Consider the following 16,614-nt stretch of genomic DNA (forward strand, 5'->3'; position numbering starts at 1 on the left):
ACGGCATCCAACTGGGCAATAAAAAACCGGGCAGCGCCCGGTTTTTTTACGCCTTACTGATGCCGCTTGCGCAGGTTCTCAATCACGGTCGTCAGATCCAACTGCTGATCCTGCAATAACACCAGCAGGTGATACATCAGGTCAGAAGCTTCGTTCGTCAGCTCTTCGCGGTCGTGTACGGTCGCCGCCAGCGCCGTTTCCACACCTTCTTCCCCGACTTTTTGCGCGATACGCTTGGTGCCGCTGGCGTACAGTCTGGCCGTATAGGAACTGGCCGGGTCGGCGGTTTTACGCGATGCCAGCAGCTCTTCAAGTTGATACAGGAACAACCATTGATGGCTATTATCGCCAAAGCAGCTTGAGGTGCCGGTATGGCAGGTCGGCCCAATTGGGTTCACCAGCACCAGCAGGGTATCGTTGTCACAGTCCGGGGCAATATTAACAAGATTGAGGAAGTGGCCAGAGGTTTCCCCTTTGGTCCACAAACGTCCTTTGGTGCGGGAGAAAAAGGTCACTTTACCGCTTTCCAGCGTCTTCGCCAGCGCCTCTTTATTCATATAACCCAGCATCAGCACTTCGCCGGAAACCGCATGTTGCACCACGGCGGGCAGCAGTCCGTCGGTTTTTTCCCAGTCCAGTTGGGCCAGTTGTTGCTCTGTTAACATACCCTAATCTCCACGCCCTGGCCTGCCAGGTACGTTTTTAATTCACCAATATTAATAATTTGCTTGTGGAAGACAGAAGCGGCCAGCGCACCGTCAACATCCGCATCGCGGAACGCTTCCAGGAAGTGTTCCATGGTGCCTGCACCGCCGGAAGCAATCAGCGGAACATGGCACACCGCACGCACTTTTTTCAACTGCTCAAGATCGTAACCGTTGCGCACGCCATCCTGATTCATCATGTTCAGCACGATTTCCCCGGCGCCGCGCTTCTGCACTTCCTGCACCCAGTCCAGCGTTTCCCATTTTGTCACGCGGGTACGGCTTTCATCACCGGTATACTGATTTACGTGGTATTTGCTGCTAGCGGCATCAAACCAGGTATCAATCCCCACCACAATACACTGCACGCCAAAGCGGTCAGCCAGTCGGGTGATTAACTCAGGATCGGCCAGCGCCGGAGAGTTGATGGAGATTTTATCCGCGCCGAACGAGAGAATTTTGGCGGCATCATCGGCAGATTTAATACCGCCAGCCACACAGAAGGGGATATCAATCACTTCCGCGACGCGCGCAACCCAGCTCTTATCCACAACGCGACCATCGCTGGAGGCGGTGATGTCATAAAATACCAGCTCGTCTGCACCTTCTTCTGCATAGCGTTTCGCCAGCGGAACAATATCGCCAATAATTTCGTGATTGCGAAACTGCACGCCTTTCACAACCTGGCCATCACGCACGTCGAGACAAGGGATTATCCGTTTTGCCAGCATTGAATGGCCTCCTTCACAGTGAATTTACCTTCCAGCAACGCGCGTCCAACAATCACGCCGCGCACGCCGGTACCGCGCAGGGCGGCAATATCATTTATATCGCCAATACCGCCGGAAGACTGGAACGCCACCTGCGGCCAGCGTGCGCAAATCTCTTCGTACAGCGAAACATTGGAACCGGCCAGCGTACCGTCGCGGGAAATATCCGTACACAGCACATGTTTCAGGCCCACGGCGAGGTAGGTTTCCACCAGCGTCTCCAGCGTAACGCCGGAGTTCTCCTGCCAGCCGCTGATTGCCACCTGTTTCGTACCCTGCTCATCAATACGTACATCCAGCGCCAGCACCAGCCGGTCCGCACCAAACCGGGTGAACCAGCCTTTTACGACTGCAGGAGATTTGACGGCGGTAGAACCGATCACCACCCGCGCCACGCCCGCGTCAAGCAGGGCTGCAACATCTTCTTCACTGCGCACGCCGCCACCGACCTGTACCGGAACATTCACCCCGGCGACCAGCGTTTTCAGCAGCGGAATCTGGCGCTTAGCTGGATCTTTCGCCCCGGTTAAATCCACCAGGTGCAGAACTTCGGCACCTTGGGCTGCATAATCCTGCAAACGCGGCAGCGGATCGTTGCCGTAGTCACGCTGCTGCGCATAATCGCCCTGATGGAGACGCACCACCGTGCCGTCGATTAAATCTAAAGCGGGAATAATCATCACATCTCCAGGAAGTTTTTCAGCAGTTGCGCACCCGCACGCCCAGAGCGTTCCGGGTGAAACTGCACGCCGTAAAAGTTATCTTTTTGTACGGCGGCGGTGAATGCTTCACCGTACTGGCACTGGGCAATGGTGTTTTCATTGACCGGCATCGCGTAGCTGTGAACAAAGTAGAAGTACGCGCCATCGTCAATGCCCTGGAACAGGCGATTGCCCGCTTTCGGATAGACCTGATTCCAGCCCATATGCGGCAGCGGCAGGCCGACATCTTTCATTTTCGGCACATCCTGGTCGATGATACCCAGCAAATCGACGCCCTTATTCTCTTCGCTAAAACGTCCCAGCAACTGCATGCCAAGACAAATGCCGAGCACCGGCTGGGTGCAGGCTTTCACCAAATCGATAAGTTCGCGATCGCGCAATTGGTCCATTGCCGCCTGCGCTGTACCAACGCCGGGAAGAAACAGTTTGTCGGCGCGCAGCACCACATCCGGGTCGCGGCTCACCAGCGGTTCATAACCGTGACGGGCAATGGCGGATTTCACCGAATTCAGGTTGGCGCAGCCGGTATCAAGGATCACCACACTCATTACAGCACTCCTTTTGAGGAGGGAAGGGTATCGCCTTCCACGCGAATTGCCTGACGCAACGTGCGGCCGAAGGCTTTAAACAGGCTTTCCACACGATGATGGTCGTTTTTGCCTTTGGTCTTCAGATGCAGGGTCAATGCCATGGTGTAGGAGAGCGAACGGAAGAAGTGCTCGACCATTTCGGTGCTCAGATCGCCCACGCGCTGATAGGTGAACTCGGCTTTATATTCCAGGTGCGGACGGCCGGAGATATCCATAGCGCAGCGTGCCAGACACTCATCCATCGGCAGTACAAAGCCAAAACGGTTGATGCCGCGCTTATCGCCTAGCGCCAGTTTCAGCGCTTCGCCCAGCGCCAGGCCGGTATCTTCCACCGTGTGGTGATCGTCAATATAGAGATCGCCTTTAACGGTGATCTCCATGCGGAAACCGCCGTGGGTGGCGATCTGATCCAGCATGTGATCGAAGAAACCGACGCCGGTGTGAATTTTGCTGCCGCCTTCGCGATCCAGCCACACTTTGACATCAATCTGCGTCTCTTTGGTGGTGCGTTCGACGTGAGCATAACGATCGCTGCGCGTCAGTTGCTCGCCGATCATCGCCCAGTTCAGCGTCTCGCGGTGATAGCGCAGGCCGCCGATCCCCATGTTATCCGCCAGTTCGATATCGGTTGCGCGGTCGCCAATCACATAGCTGTTGGCGCGATCCAGCGCCTGTTCCGCCAGCCAGCGTTCCACCATTTTCACTTTCGGTTTGCGGCAGTCACAGCCATCTTCAGGAAAATGCGGGCAGATCAGTACCTCTTCAAAATTCACCCCCTGCGAGGTGAAGATCTGCATCATCAGGTTATGTGGGCCATCGAAATCAGCCTGCGGGAAGCTGCTGGTGCCCAGACCATCCTGATTGGTGATCATCACCAACTGGTAACCCGCTTTTTGCAGCTTCAGCAGCACCGGAATTACCTCTGGCTCAAAGGCCAGCTTGTCGAATCGGTCGACCTGAAAGTCGCTCGGCGGCTCGGAAATCAGTGTTCCGTCACGGTCAATAAACAGGTACTTCTGGCTCATACTTGCTCCGCACGTAAGGCGTCAATGACGCGCTGGCTCTCTGCGCGGGTGCCGATAGTGATGCGCAGGCAGCCGCTCAAAGAAGGTTGTTTGTTCTGGTCTCTCAGGATAATGCCCTGATCCCACAAAGATTTAAACACCGTGCTGGAGGCTGTCAGACGCACGAGAATATAGTTCGTTTCCGAGTCGAATACCTGTTCAACGCACGGAATATCTTTTAATGCACTAACCAGATACTGGCGCTCCGCGAGGATCTGCGCCACGCGCTCACGCATCGCCACAATACCGAGCGGGCTGAGCGCCTGCGCAGCGATGTCGGCCACGGGCGTAGAGAGCGGGTAAGGGGCGATCACTTTCAGCAGCAGGGCAATCACCTCTTCATTGGCAAGCGTGAAACCGCAGCGCAAACCGGCCAGCGCAAAGGCTTTCGACAGCGTGCGCAGCACCACCAGATGCGGATATTCCGCCAGCCAGCCGGCCAGCGTCGCCTGCGGGCAGAATTCAATATAGGCTTCATCGGCTACCACAAGGGCTTTACCACGCGTCATTTCCAGCAGGACGCGCATATCTTGCGGCTTGATAATCTGTCCGGTCGGGTTGTTCGGGCTGCAAACATAGACCACTTTCACGCCGTCCAGTTTGTCGGCGATAGCCGGCAAATCGAGCTGCCAGTCTGCCAGCGCCTGCACGGTACGGTACTCAACACCCAGCGTTTCGGCGCTGACGCTGTACATGCCGTAAGTTGGCGGGCAGAACAGAACCGCATCCTGGCCTGGTTCGCAGAAGGCGCGGATCAGCAGTTCGATGCCTTCATCAGCGCCACGGCTGACCAGCACCTGCTCCGGTTTCACTCCGGCATACTGCGCATAATTTTCGATAACCGCTTTCGGCTGGCACTCCGGATAGCGGTTCAGCGTCTGTTGCGTGAGTTCATATTGTACTGCCGTCGGGAACTCGTTGGCGTTCAGCCAGACATCCCCTTTGCCGCCCAGGCGGCGGGCAGACTGGTAAGGCGTCAGTTCGCGTACGTTTTTACGCGCCAGTTCTTCAATGCTCATGCTTGCTCCTTCAGCGCCTTGACGCGCAGGGTGACGGCGTTTTTATGGGCGGTCAGACGTTCAGCCGCCGCCAGCGTTTCGATGGTGCTGGCCAGCCGCGCAAAACCGTCGCGCGAGAGTTCCTGCACTGTCATGCGTTTCTGGAAATCCGCCAGCCCCAGGCTGGAGCAGGTTGCGGTATAGCCATAGGTTGGCAGAACGTGGTTGGTGCCGGAAGCGTAATCACCTGCCGATTCCGGCGACCAGTCGCCGAGGAACACCGAACCCGCGCTGGTGATGCCGTCGACAAGCGAACGGGCGTCACGGGTCTGAATAATCAGGTGCTCCGGGCCGTAGAGATTGGAAATCGCCACGCACTGCGCCAGATCGCGCGCCACAATCAGGCGGCTGGCAGAGAGCGCCTGGCGCGCGGTTTCTGCACGCGGCAGATCCGCCAGTTGACGTGCAACGGCGTCGGCAACGCGGGAAGCCATGTTGCTATCCGGCGTCAGCAGGATCACCTGAGAATCGGGGCCGTGTTCCGCCTGCGACAGCAGATCGGAGGCGACAAAATCCGGCGTTGCGCCGCTGTCGGCAATCACCAGCACTTCGGAAGGGCCAGCCGGCATATCAATGGCCGCGCCATCGAGACGCTGGCTCACCTGGCGTTTGGCTTCGGTAACAAAGGCATTGCCCGGCCCGAAGATCTTGTCAACTTTCGGTACGGATTCAGTACCGAAAGCCAGCGCCGCAATGGCCTGCGCGCCGCCGACTTTAAAGATCTCCTGCACGCCGCACAGCTGTGCGGCATAGAGAATTTCATCGGCAATCGGTGGCGGTGAGCAGAGCACCACTTTCTGGCATCCGGCGATACGTGCTGGTGTCGCCAGCATCAGTACCGTGGAGAATAGTGGAGCCGAACCGCCGGGAATATACAGGCCGACGGAGGCGATAGGGCGGGTCACTTGCTGGCAGCGTACCCCTGGCAGTGTTTCCACATCCACGGTCGACAATTTTTGTGCATTGTGGAAGGTGTCGATATTTTTCACCGCCACGGCCATCGCTTGCTTGAGTTCGTCACTCAGTCGGGCGCTGGCCTCGCGGATTTCGTCAGCGGTGACTTTCAGCGCATCAACCTGTGTTTTGTCGAATTTGGCGCTGTACTCGCGCAGCGCGTTATCGCCGCGCGCGCGGACATTATCAAGGATCTCCACCACCGTGCGGGTAATGCTCTCCGAGGCTGAGATAGCCGGGCGCATCAGCAGGTCGCGTTGCTGTTGTTCGCTACAACTGTTCCAGTCAATTACGGTATTGAAGCTCATGGCCTTACTCCATCATCTTCTCAATCGGCAGAACCAGGATAGAGCTGGCGCCCAGCGCTTTCAGCTTTTCCATCGTTTCCCAGAACAGGGTTTCGCTGCTCACCATATGCATTGCCACGCGCTGCTGGTCACCCGCCAGTGGCAGAATGGTTGGGCGTTCAGCGCCTGGCAGCAGCGCGACAACTTCTTCCAGACGCTCGCTCGGCGCGTGCATCATGATGTATTTCGATTCGCGGGCCTGGATAACGCCCTGGATGCGGGTCAGCAATTTATCGATCAGTTGCTGTTTGGCGTCACTCATCTCGCCGTCGCGCTGGATAAGGCACGCCTTCGAGCGGTAAATCACTTCAACTTCGCGCAGACCGTTAGCTTCCAGCGTGGCGCCGGTTGATACCAGGTCGCAAATCGCGTCGGCCAGACCGGCGCGCGGGGCAACTTCAACAGAACCGTTCAGCAGACAGGATTTGAAAGAGACGCCTTTCTGATCCAGATAGCGTTTCAGCAGGTGCGGGTAAGAAGTGGCGATGCGTTTACCATCCAGCGCTGCCGGGCCATCCCAGGACTCATCCACCGGCGTGGCCAGCGACAGACGGCAACCGCCGAAATCGAGACGGCGCAGGGTGAAGTAGCGCGGATCCTCGCCCTGCGCGCGGCGGGTCAGCAACTCTTCTTCCAGCACGTTCTCGCCAATAATGCCCAGGTCAACGACACCGTCCATGATAAGCCCCGGAATGTCGTCATCGCGTACGCGCAGAATATCGATCGGCATATTTTCCGCCAGTGCGATCAGACGCTGCGTGTGCAGGTTGATCTTAATGCCGCAGCGGGCCAGAAGTTCGCGAGAGTCATCGCTCAGGCGGCCGGATTTCTGAATAGCTATGCGTAAACGCGTGTTATCTAACATTCTGTTGTCCTCGTTATCCTGCTGAATTTGGTTCAAAAAAAAGCCCCCGGAAGAAGATCTTCCGGGGGCTTTCTCTGCGTTCATGCACCACTGGAAGATCCAAACGTCTTCCAGCACACATCGCCTGAAAGACTAGTCAGGATGATGGTGATGATGGTGGTGTTTAAATTGAACGCGGGTCATAAAATTCTCAATGAATGCTTATTCACATAATGTTGATTAACCTAAACCACTTTAGCTGACAAACGCAAGGGCTTTTTTAATCATTCATTCATTTCATATACATTGTATGAATTGTCAGTTGTCGCTGGCTGGCGTAGCCTTGAAGAGTCAGGTGCCGGAAAGGAAGGGGAGGAAGCATGAAAAAGGTCGCTATTGTCGGGTTAGGATGGCTGGGCATGCCGCTGGCATTATCATTAATGGCGCGGGGCTGGCAGGTGACCGGCAGCAAAACTCGCCCCGATGGTGTGGAAGCTGCGCGTATGTGCGGTATCGAAAGTTATTTGCTGAATCTCGAACCGGAACTGGTATGTGATACGGACGATCTTGACGCGCTGATGAATGTCGATGCGCTGGTGATTACACTTCCCGCACGGCGCAGCGGGCCTGGCGAAGAGTTCTATTTGCAGGCGGTGCAGGAAATCGTCGATAGCGCGCTGGCGTATCGTATTCCGCGCATCATCTTTACCAGTTCCACGTCGGTATATGGCGATGCAACGGGTGTCGTGAAAGAGAGTACGCCGCGCGAGCCGGTGACGGCCAGCGGGCGGGTACTGAAAGAGCTGGAAGACTGGCTGCACAATTTGCCGGGGACTTCCGTTGATATTCTGCGCCTGGCCGGGCTTGTCGGGCCTGCACGCCACCCGGGGCGATTCCTCGCCGGGAAAACAGCGCCCGACGGCCAGCATGGCGTTAATCTGGTGCATCTGGAAGATGTCATTGCGGCTATCACGCTGCTGTTGCAGGCACCAAAAGGCGGACACATCTACAACCTTTGTGCGCCGTCTCATCCCTCGCGGGAAAGCTTTTATCCGCAGATGGCGCGCCAGCTTGGACTGGCTCCGCCGCATTTTCTCGAATCAACCTCCCACGAGAAGGGCAAAGTGATTGATGGCAGCCGGATTTGTAATGAGCTGGGCTTCGACTATCTCTACCCCGATCCGTTTAATATGCCGCTGTCATGACATTTTTTGTGCAAAAAATGCTATTAGTATGATTAATAGTTCATTGAAAGCTTAAAAATCAGGCACCTGGATGCACCAATGCAGTGAGTTGGCTTGCACTGTATTGTCATCGCGCCTCAATCTGGTGCAAAATGTGCCGCTGCAAAAATAGAGAGTAACCGACCTTAATCCGTCGGTTATTTTTTTTGCGGGCAAAAACGTCATTCAATAAAAGAGGCCGGGCTTCGTACCGGATAGATACACATTTAAAAACCGACAGTCGTTGTCGCTGAGGAAAGAACACAAATGGGGCAATTTTTTGCTTTTGCGGCGGTATACACCGTTCTGGGGGATAGCCATGTCGCATAACGTTACTCCAAAAACCTCTCGCGTGGAATTACGTAAGACGCTTACGTTAATTCCGGTTGTAATGATGGGCCTTGCCTATATGCAGCCGATGACGCTGTTCGATACATTCGGTATCGTCTCCGGCCTGACCGATGGTCACGTCGCAACCGCTTATGCGTTTGCGCTGGTCGCCATCCTCTTTACTGCGTTGAGCTACGGTAAGCTGGTGCGCCGCTTCCCGTCCGCAGGCTCTGCGTACACTTACGCACAGAAATCTATTTCTCCGGCTGTCGGCTTTATGGTCGGCTGGTCATCGCTGCTGGACTATTTGTTCATGCCGATGATCAACATTCTGCTGGCGAAAATTTACTTCGAAGCGCTGGTGCCGTCCGTACCGTCGTGGCTCTTCGTGGTCGCGCTGGTGGCTTTCATGACCATCTCTAACCTGCGTAGCATCAAGACCGTGGCGAACTTCAACACCCTGATCGTGATCCTGCAAATGGGCATCGTCGCGGTCATCGTCGGCCTGATCATTTACGGCGTTTCACACGGTGAAGGCGCGGGCACGCTGGTCAGCTCCCGTCCGTTCTGGTCTGAAGGTGCGCACGTTGTGCCGATGATCACTGGCGCAACCATCCTGTGCTTCTCGTTCCTCGGTTTTGACGGGATCTCCTCGCTGTCTGAAGAGACCAAAGACGCTGAACGCGTGATCCCGCGCGCTATCTTCCTCACAGCGCTGATTGGCGGCGTGGTGTTTATCGCAGCGTCTTACTTCCTGCAACTCTACTTCCCGGACATCTCCCGCTTTAAAGATCCGGACGCTTCGCAGCCGGAAATCATGCTGTACGTTGCCGGTAAAACCTTCCAGTGGGGCGTATTGATCTTCTCCAGCGTTACCGTCCTGGCTTCCGGTATGGCGGCGCATGCGGGCGTCTCCCGTCTGATGTATGTAATGGGCCGCGACGGTGTGTTCCCGTCCCGTTTCTTCGGCTATGTACATCCGAAATGGCGTACCCCGGCGTGGAACGTTCTGCTGGTCGGCGCGATTGCACTGCTGGCGATTAAATTCGATCTGGTAACGGCAACGGCGCTGATTAACTTTGGTGCACTGGTGGCATTCACCTTTGTGAACCTGTCGGTGATCTCGCAGTTCTGGATCCGTGAAAAACGCAACAAAACGCTGAAAGATCACTTCAACTACTTGCTTCTGCCGGTATGCGGTGCGCTGACGGTGGGGGCGCTGTGGATCAACCTTGAGCAGAGCTCAATGATTCTGGGTCTCATCTGGGGCGCAATCGGCCTGGTCTATCTGGCCTGTGTTACCCGCAGCTTCCGCAACCCGGTGCCGCAGTACGAAGACATCGCGTAAATCGCTTTACGCAGAGACAAAAAACCGGAGGTCCAGGCCTCCGGTTTTTTTATGCTTCAAGGACAGTCTACTCGTGCTCAGACAATCTCTTCCGCGTACTGCCACAGCGCCTTCAGTAGAGCCTGCTTTTCACTGTTACCGTCGTGCTGCTGGAACAGCGCCTGGATCTGTTCGGCGTACTGTTGCAAATACTCCGGCGTAAAGACGTTACGGCGATGCTGCAACCAGCGTTGTTGCTCGTTTTCATCCAGCGTGCCAGGGAAGTTGCGCGCCCGGTAGTTAAACAGCAGCTTTTCAATGCGCCCGTCGGCAAAGGTAATATCGAGAGCGGGCAGGTTACGCGGCTCGGTTTCGAGCAGGATTTTCATCGCTGCGCGATCGGCATCGCTAAAAAAGCCGTTGTAGATCTGCGCATCAACATTCTCTGACGGCACGAAGGGTTCTGCCTCGGCAAAAATGGCCAGCACTTTTTCCCGCACCTGCGGGTTGTCACGCAGAATTTGCAGGTTATCAAGACACTGTTGGCGGTTAATGCCCAGCCGCTCTGCATCCTGCGGACGCAGCGTATTGGCCTGCGCCAGCACCGGGCATTTATTCAGATGCACCAGCTTCACTGGCACCGCCGCGCTCTCACCGAGATCCGCTTTTGGCGTATACAGACGCTCGCGCAGCGCATCGGCATCCAGCTCCAGCAGCGGCGACATATCACCCGCGAGATCCACCATAATCACCGCGTTGCGGTTCTCCGGGTGCCAGGCCAGCGGCGCAACCCAACTGGTATTGCCGCGCCACGCGCCGAACATGCCGGAAACGTGCACCAGCGGCTTCATCTGCGGAACATCGATCAGCGCCGCCAGCTTCTGCTTGTTGCGGTGGCTATAGAGATAATCAAACAGCTTCGGCTGTTTTGCTTTAACCAGTTGCGCCATCGCAATGGTGGCGTACACATCGGCCATCGCATCGTGGGCATTACTGTGTTCGATACCGTTGGCTTTCGTCAGATGTTCAAGGCGAAAACTCGGCAGGCCGTCATCGTTCTCCGGCCAGTTGACACCGTCCGGGCGTAGGGCGTAGCAGGCGCGCATTACATCCAGCAGATCCCAACGCGAATTGTTGTTCTGCCAGCTCCAGGCGTACGGATCGTAAAAGTTGCGATAAAAGATATTGCGCGTGACTTCGTCGTCAAAACGCACATTGTTGTAACCGAGTACGCAGGTTTTCGGTACGGTAAAGAGATCGTGAATACGCCGGGCGAACGCGGCCTCGTTCTCGCCTTTGGCGCGCGCAATCTGCGGCGTTATACCGGTGATCAGCACTGCTTCGGGCTGCGGCAGGTAATCATCCGCTGGTTTACAGTAGAAAACTTCCGGCTCGCCGATGACATTGAAATCGGCATCAGTACGCAGCGCGGCGAACTGCGCCGGGCGATCCAGCGCCGGGCTGGTACCGAAAGTCTCGTAATCGTGAAAGAGAAAAGTGGGCGTTGCGGCGGAATCAGACACCAGTTGCTCATCCTGTCAGTAAATATGTCGCTTATGGTAAACCATCCCACCCTGTGTGCCGAAGAAAAACCCGTCACTGTTCCGCAGAACCTCGCAAAAACAGCGCGTTAAAACCGATCTGTGTCACATTTTTTTGCAATTTAACCAGGTAACGACACGCGAAGTTCCGTAAAAAGGACAGCGATTTTAGATGCTATTGAGGATATTTCATTGAAACGCCGTTTGTTTGCTGCTTCTTTGCTGGCGATTTGCGTACATAACGCGCAGGCCGACGACTTACCTTTTGCCCCACAGCCGCCAGCTATTCAGGCTGGCTCCTGGGTATTGATGGATTACACCACCGGGCAAATCTTAACTGCGGGCAACGAGCATCAGCAGCGTAATCCGGCGAGTTTGACCAAACTGATGACCGGCTATGTAGTGGATCGGGCGATCGACAGCCATCGTATCAGCGCGGATGATGTGGTGACGGTAGGGAAGGATGCGTGGGCGAAAGGCAACCCGGTTTTTGACGGTTCATCGCTGATGTTTCTGAAACCCGGCGACCGCCTGACCGTGCGCGATCTGAGCCGTGGTCTGATTGTCGATTCCGGTAATGATGCCTGCGTGGCGCTGGCCGATCATGTTGCGGGCGGCCAGCCGCAGTTTGTCGCCATGATGAATGATTATGTGCAGAAGCTGAATCTGCGCGACACCCACTTCGAAACTGTCCACGGGCTGGATGCACCAGGACAGCACAGTTCGGCCTACGATCTGGCGGTATTGTCCCGCGCCATCATTCACGGCGAGCCGGATTTCTACCATATGTACAGCGAAAAAAGCCTGACGTGGAACGGCATCACCCAGCAAAACCGTAACGGGTTATTGTGGGACAAAACCCTCAACGTCGACGGGCTGAAAACCGGTCACACTTCGGGTGCGGGTTTCAACCTGATTGCCTCCAGTGTTGACGGTCAACGCCGCCTGATTGCGGTGGTTATGGGCGCGGACAGTCCGAAAGGCCGTGAAGAGCAGGCGCGTAAATTACTGCACTGGGGACAACAAAACTTCGATACCGTCGAAATTTTGCGTAACGGCAAAAAAGTCGGCAGCGAGCGCGTGTGGTACGGCGATAAAGAGCAAATTGCGGTTGGTACGGATCAGGATTACTGGCTGGTGCTGCCAAAAGCAGAAGTGCAGAACGTCAAGGCGAAGTATGTGCTGAGCAGTAAAGAGCTGGATGCGCCGCTGGCTGCGCATCAGCAAGTAGGGGAGATTCAACTCTACGATCGCGACCAACTGATCGCTCACTGGCCGCTGGTCACGCTGGAAAGTGTCGGCAAAGGCGGCTTGTTCTCGCGTCTGAGCGACTGGCTTCATCACAAAGGGTAACGCGCGTGCGGGCAGAGTGGCGGTGATGCGAGTCTGCTCGCATAATTGATGACTCCGACATGCCAGGCGATCGTCGGAGCGCTATACTGTATAAACACACAGTAACGGTAAGGGAGTCAACATGAGCTACAACGTGAAGCAACTGGAAAAACGTCGTATCGCCGGGTTCCATCTGGTCGGGCCCTGGGATGTGACGGTGAAGCAGGGTTTTAAACAGCTAATGATGTGGGTCGACAGCAATAAGATCGCACCGCTGGAGTGGGTGTGCGCTTATTACGATAACCCTGACGAAGTGCCGCCGGAAAAGCTGCGCGCGGACGTTGCTATCACCGTCGATGCTGACTTTCAAATCCCGGCAAACAGCGAAGGGGTGATCCTCACCGACATTCCGGGCGGTCAGTACGCCGTGGCGCAGGCGAGGGTGTACAACGAAGAGTTTGAAGCGTGCTGGGATCTCTTCTTTGATGAACTGCTTAGCGATCAATCTGTGCAAATTGCCGCGGGTCCCTGCTTTGAAGTCTACCTGAACGATGCACAGCAGGATGGCTACTGGGAAATCGACATGCATATCCCGGTTGAGTCGAAAATTCTGTAAGCGATAAATTAACCGGAAGAGGCAACAGGAAGCGCTGTCGCCTCTTTTTTTATCGCAGAGGGTGCTATCTGAGTCCGAAAAATCCTACAATTGCGCCTTTGTCGGTTCAATCGGGGGAAGCGACTGTGCGTCGCGACAAATCACTCAGTCCTTTCGAAATTCGTCTTTACCGCCATTATCGTGTCGTACATGGTGTGCGTATCGCGCTGGCTTTTATTCTGACCTTTTTGCTGATCCGTCTGCTGGAGGTGCCGGAGGGAACCTGGCCACTGATCACGCTGGTGGTGCTGATGGGGCCGATCTCCTTTTGGGGAAACGTGGTTCCGCGCGCATTTGAACGCATTGGTGGCACAATTTTGGGTGCGGCGCTGGGGCTGGTGGCACTAAAACTGGAGCTGCTCTCGCTGCCGGTGATGCTGCTGTGGTGCGCGGTGGCGATGTTTCTCTGTGGCTGGCTGGCGCTGGGCAAAAAGCCTTACCAGGCGCTGCTCATTGGCATTACGTTATCGGTGGTGGTTGGCGCGCCGCCAGGTGATATGCATACGGCACTGTGGCGCAGCGGCGATGTGATTATCGGTTCACTGCTGGCGATGTTGTTTACCGGGATCTGGCCGCAGCGGGCTTTTTTGCACTGGCGTATCCAGATGGCCAACTACGTCACCGCCTTCAACCGCGTTTATCAGGCCGGTTTCTCCCGTAACCTGGTTGAACGGCCGCGGCTGGAAAAACATCTGCAAAAAATCCTCAACGACGTGGTGAAGATGCGCGGGCTGATCGCGCCTGCCTGCAAAGAGACACATCTGCAAAAGGCGATTTTCGAAGCCATCCAGACCGTCAGCCGCAATATGGTCTGCATGCTGGAGTTGCAAATCAATGCTCACTGGAGCTCACGAACCAGCCACTTTGTGATGATCAACGCGCATACGTTGCGGGATACGCAGCAGATGACCCAGCAAACACTGCTGACCATTGCGCATGCGCTGTATGAAGGCAACCCGCAGCCGATTCTGGCCAACACTGAAAAGCTCAATGAGATTGTGGCGGAATTGCGCCAATTGAGCAGTGAACATAAAGGTGATGCGCTGGCTGAAACCTCGATTCACGGTTACGTCTGGCTAAGCATGGAGCTGGCCCGTCAACTGGAGCTGCTGTCACATTTGATTTGCCGGGCGTTGCGCAAATAACGGCCAGATAACCCGATGGCGTTGTTGGGTTGTTTCGATTCAGCTACATTTGCGGTTATGATAGCCACCAGGAAAAATCATTGTCTTATGCGACCACATTGGGTAGGTTTGCCTCTAAGGTGGTTGCTTTAACGAATCCGAATCTCACATTATCAGGGGTGTAAAAATGGAAACAAGTAAGCCTTCATTCCAGGATGTTCTGGAGTTTGTGCGTCTGTTCCGCCGCAAAAATAAATTGCAGCGTGAAATCCAGGACGTGGAGAAGAAGATCCGTGATAACCAGAAGCGCGTGCTGCTGCTGGACAACCTGAGCGACTACATTAAACCGGGTATGAGCGTGGAAGCGATCCAGGGCATTATCGCCAGCATGAAGACCGACTACGAAGATCGCGTGGATGATTACATCATCAAAAACGCTGAACTGTCGAAAGAGCGCCGCGAAATCTCTAAAAAACTCAAAACTATGGGCGAACTGAAGCCGATTGAGCCAAAAGCGGAATAACGCTTCCAGCGAGTGGTGAGAGGCGCGCCTCTCACCCTTCCAGCACGCCCCCTGCCACCATTTTCAGCAGATAGTTTTGCGGCCAATGCGCCGTCAACCCGGTCTCTTTCAACTCCCGACGAACGCTTTCCACATCATGGCGTTGGCTATTAAGCAACAGCCCGACCACACTTCCGCTGTGGGCAACATTCAGTCCATACAGATCGCAGCGCTCCACCAGCTTGAGCAGGGCGGGAAACGCCGGTTTTGGCAGCAGCGCCTGGCTGGCAATCGCGCTTAACGTCGCGGCTTCTCCCAGCCGCGCGGCATCATTTTCCACGCAGGCCTGCTGCAACAGGCGCCATGCATTATCCAGTGTATGGGCATTTTCCAGCAGCGCCTGCTGGCGTGGCAGACGATGATAAGCGGCAGTGGTCAGGGTTAGCGGACTTTCAAGCAGCAGCACGTCACACTCCGGCAAACCGCCGCAGGTAATCTGCGTTGCAGCGGTATTGTGATCGAACAGCGTCAGGCGCGAAAAGATCGTACTGTCGGTCGGTTCCAGTGCCACGCACAGTTGCGCCAGGGTTTTCTCGTCCAGCGGTTGCTCAAGATGACGGGCCGTTGCCACGGCGGCGGCGGCAATATCCGCAGTGCTGCTGGCCATGCCTTTGGCCAGTGGAATGGTAGAGCGGCACTCGATGCGTAATGCATGCGTCAGTGTGGCTGGTAGCTGCCAGTGCGCCAGGAGTTGGTTAACCATACGACGCACCAGTGGTCGTTCATCCAACCGAGGTTTGCCGTGGGTAACTTCGACACTGCTGTACCAGTCCACCGGACAGGAGACCAGTTTTTCACCTCCCAGGATCCAGCCCTGGATTATTTCACCGCACGATGCGGGACAGTGCGCCAACGCCACGCTGTAACTCCCTTTATAATTAAAGTCCGGATAGTGTCACTTCGACCTCGCGAACGCCAGAATTTCGCGCAATGTAGATTTCTCGCCGTTCCGTTATTTCTGCAATGTATTTCGCCAGCCCTGGCAACTGATGTCGCAGGCATTTCGTCTGCAAAATATTGCAAATTATGAGGCGATTAAATTTCCGTTAGCAATATTTTGTTATTCCGGATGCGCTTGAGAACCCTCTGAAGCCTTAATATCCTGGAAGTGGATGAAAAGGGTGAGCAATAAATTGTCATAGCGCAACAAATTATTATTTTCTCAAAGATAAACTGAACCCGTTTTTATTTCCCTGCTGCGATATAGTACGTCAGGGAAAAATCAGGGTAGTAATGACGTACCGTGATTAAAAATCTGTCAGGTTTGCCGCAAATGTATTTTGCGGCTGGGAAGGGGGTGTAAATCCCCCGCAGCCCCCGCTGCTGTAATGCTGACGACCCCGTAATCGCCACTGATCGTAAGATCGGGAAGGACGGGTGAGGATGACGCTAAGCCAGAAGACCGGCCTGATGGACATTATCAACAACTTCGGTGGGAAGTGGGTTGCTCAGTAGCGTGCGGTCGAA

Annotated in this window: 17 protein-coding genes, 1 riboswitch and 1 other annotated feature; of the genes, 6 read left to right on the plus strand and 11 right to left on the minus strand. The window is 55.4% G+C overall.

Annotated elements, in window-relative coordinates; translation table 11 throughout:
* Positions 1-53 precede the first annotated feature (53 nt).
* The 9 genes from hisIE to hisL all read right to left on the minus strand — a co-directional run bounded on the left by hisIE (position 54) and on the right by hisL (position 7,257).
* Positions 54-665, minus strand: a complete 612-nt coding sequence (gene hisIE / locus AWR26_RS09180; protein ID WP_007371298.1) for a bifunctional phosphoribosyl-AMP cyclohydrolase/phosphoribosyl-ATP diphosphatase HisIE — start codon at positions 663-665, stop codon at positions 54-56.
* A complete protein-coding gene (gene hisF / locus AWR26_RS09185) occupies positions 659-1,435 on the minus strand; it encodes an imidazole glycerol phosphate synthase subunit HisF (RefSeq protein ID WP_064565172.1) in 777 nt (258 codons plus the stop codon). Before hisF ends, hisIE begins: the two co-directional genes overlap by 7 nt.
* Positions 1,417-2,154, minus strand: a complete 738-nt coding sequence (hisA, locus tag AWR26_RS09190) for a 1-(5-phosphoribosyl)-5-[(5-phosphoribosylamino)methylideneamino]imidazole-4-carboxamide isomerase (protein WP_064565174.1) — start codon at positions 2,152-2,154, stop codon at positions 1,417-1,419. The genes hisF and hisA overlap by 19 nt, the downstream gene beginning before the upstream one ends.
* Positions 2,154-2,744: an imidazole glycerol phosphate synthase subunit HisH gene (gene hisH, locus AWR26_RS09195; RefSeq protein WP_064565176.1), complete on the minus strand. Its 591-nt coding sequence runs from the start codon at positions 2,742-2,744 to the stop codon at positions 2,154-2,156. The genes hisA and hisH overlap by 1 nt, the downstream gene beginning before the upstream one ends.
* A complete protein-coding gene (hisB, locus tag AWR26_RS09200) occupies positions 2,744-3,811 on the minus strand; it encodes a bifunctional histidinol-phosphatase/imidazoleglycerol-phosphate dehydratase HisB (RefSeq protein ID WP_064565177.1) in 1,068 nt (355 codons plus the stop codon). Before hisB ends, hisH begins: the two co-directional genes overlap by 1 nt.
* Positions 3,808-4,869: a histidinol-phosphate transaminase gene (hisC, locus tag AWR26_RS09205; RefSeq protein ID WP_064565179.1), complete on the minus strand. Its 1,062-nt coding sequence runs from the start codon at positions 4,867-4,869 to the stop codon at positions 3,808-3,810. Before hisC ends, hisB begins: the two co-directional genes overlap by 4 nt.
* A complete protein-coding gene (gene hisD / locus AWR26_RS09210) occupies positions 4,866-6,170 on the minus strand; it encodes a histidinol dehydrogenase (protein WP_064565180.1) in 1,305 nt (434 codons plus the stop codon). The genes hisC and hisD overlap by 4 nt, the downstream gene beginning before the upstream one ends.
* A gap of 4 nt (positions 6,171-6,174) precedes the next feature.
* A complete protein-coding gene (gene hisG / locus AWR26_RS09215; RefSeq protein ID WP_007371305.1) occupies positions 6,175-7,074 on the minus strand; it encodes an ATP phosphoribosyltransferase in 900 nt (299 codons plus the stop codon).
* Positions 7,075-7,108: 34 nt separating this feature from the next.
* Positions 7,109-7,231 (minus strand) — a sequence feature (His leader region).
* On the minus strand, positions 7,207-7,257 hold the full coding sequence (hisL, locus tag AWR26_RS09220) for a his operon leader peptide (RefSeq protein WP_001364200.1): 51 nt from the start codon (positions 7,255-7,257) through the stop codon (positions 7,207-7,209). Its footprint overlaps the feature before it by 25 nt.
* Positions 7,258-7,433: 176 nt before the next feature.
* Between hisL and AWR26_RS09225 the strand changes: the two genes are divergently transcribed.
* On the plus strand, positions 7,434-8,258 hold the full coding sequence (locus tag AWR26_RS09225) for an SDR family oxidoreductase (protein ID WP_064565183.1): 825 nt from the start codon (positions 7,434-7,436) through the stop codon (positions 8,256-8,258).
* A gap of 337 nt (positions 8,259-8,595) precedes the next feature.
* Positions 8,596-9,954 (plus strand): APC family permease, encoded by a 1,359-nt coding sequence (locus tag AWR26_RS09230; RefSeq protein ID WP_064565185.1) that lies wholly within the window; start codon positions 8,596-8,598, stop codon positions 9,952-9,954.
* Positions 9,955-10,031: 77 nt separating this feature from the next.
* On the opposite strand, the gene sbcB is transcribed toward AWR26_RS09230, so the two are convergent.
* Positions 10,032-11,456 (minus strand): exodeoxyribonuclease I, encoded by a 1,425-nt coding sequence (gene sbcB / locus AWR26_RS09235; protein WP_064565186.1) that lies wholly within the window; start codon positions 11,454-11,456, stop codon positions 10,032-10,034.
* Positions 11,457-11,666: 210 nt separating this feature from the next.
* Between sbcB and dacD the strand changes: the two genes are divergently transcribed.
* The 4 genes from dacD to AWR26_RS09255 all read left to right on the plus strand — a co-directional run bounded on the left by dacD (position 11,667) and on the right by AWR26_RS09255 (position 15,108).
* The gene (dacD, locus tag AWR26_RS09240) at positions 11,667-12,827 is read left to right on the plus strand and encodes a serine-type D-Ala-D-Ala carboxypeptidase DacD (RefSeq protein ID WP_064565193.1); all 1,161 of its coding nucleotides are present in this window, start codon (positions 11,667-11,669) and stop codon (positions 12,825-12,827) included.
* 121 nt (positions 12,828-12,948) lie between these two features.
* Positions 12,949-13,422 carry a DNA gyrase inhibitor SbmC gene (sbmC, locus tag AWR26_RS09245; RefSeq protein ID WP_064565195.1) on the plus strand — a complete coding sequence of 158 codons (474 nt, stop codon included), beginning with the start codon at positions 12,949-12,951 and terminating at the stop codon, positions 13,420-13,422.
* Positions 13,423-13,547: 125 nt separating this feature from the next.
* A complete protein-coding gene (locus AWR26_RS09250; RefSeq protein WP_064565197.1) occupies positions 13,548-14,606 on the plus strand; it encodes an FUSC family protein in 1,059 nt (352 codons plus the stop codon).
* A gap of 166 nt (positions 14,607-14,772) precedes the next feature.
* Positions 14,773-15,108 (plus strand): DUF496 family protein, encoded by a 336-nt coding sequence (locus tag AWR26_RS09255; protein ID WP_007371313.1) that lies wholly within the window; start codon positions 14,773-14,775, stop codon positions 15,106-15,108.
* 31 nt (positions 15,109-15,139) lie between these two features.
* On the opposite strand, the gene AWR26_RS09260 is transcribed toward AWR26_RS09255, so the two are convergent.
* Positions 15,140-16,006 (minus strand): GHMP family kinase ATP-binding protein, encoded by an 867-nt coding sequence (locus tag AWR26_RS09260; protein ID WP_064565199.1) that lies wholly within the window; start codon positions 16,004-16,006, stop codon positions 15,140-15,142.
* Between the two features lie 384 nt (positions 16,007-16,390).
* Positions 16,391-16,572: riboswitch (cobalamin riboswitch) on the plus strand.
* Positions 16,573-16,614 lie beyond the last annotated feature (42 nt).

Origin of the sequence: Kosakonia oryzae, assembly GCF_001658025.2 — a bacterium.
GTDB classification, from domain to species: Bacteria; Pseudomonadota; Gammaproteobacteria; order Enterobacterales; family Enterobacteriaceae; genus Kosakonia; species Kosakonia oryzae.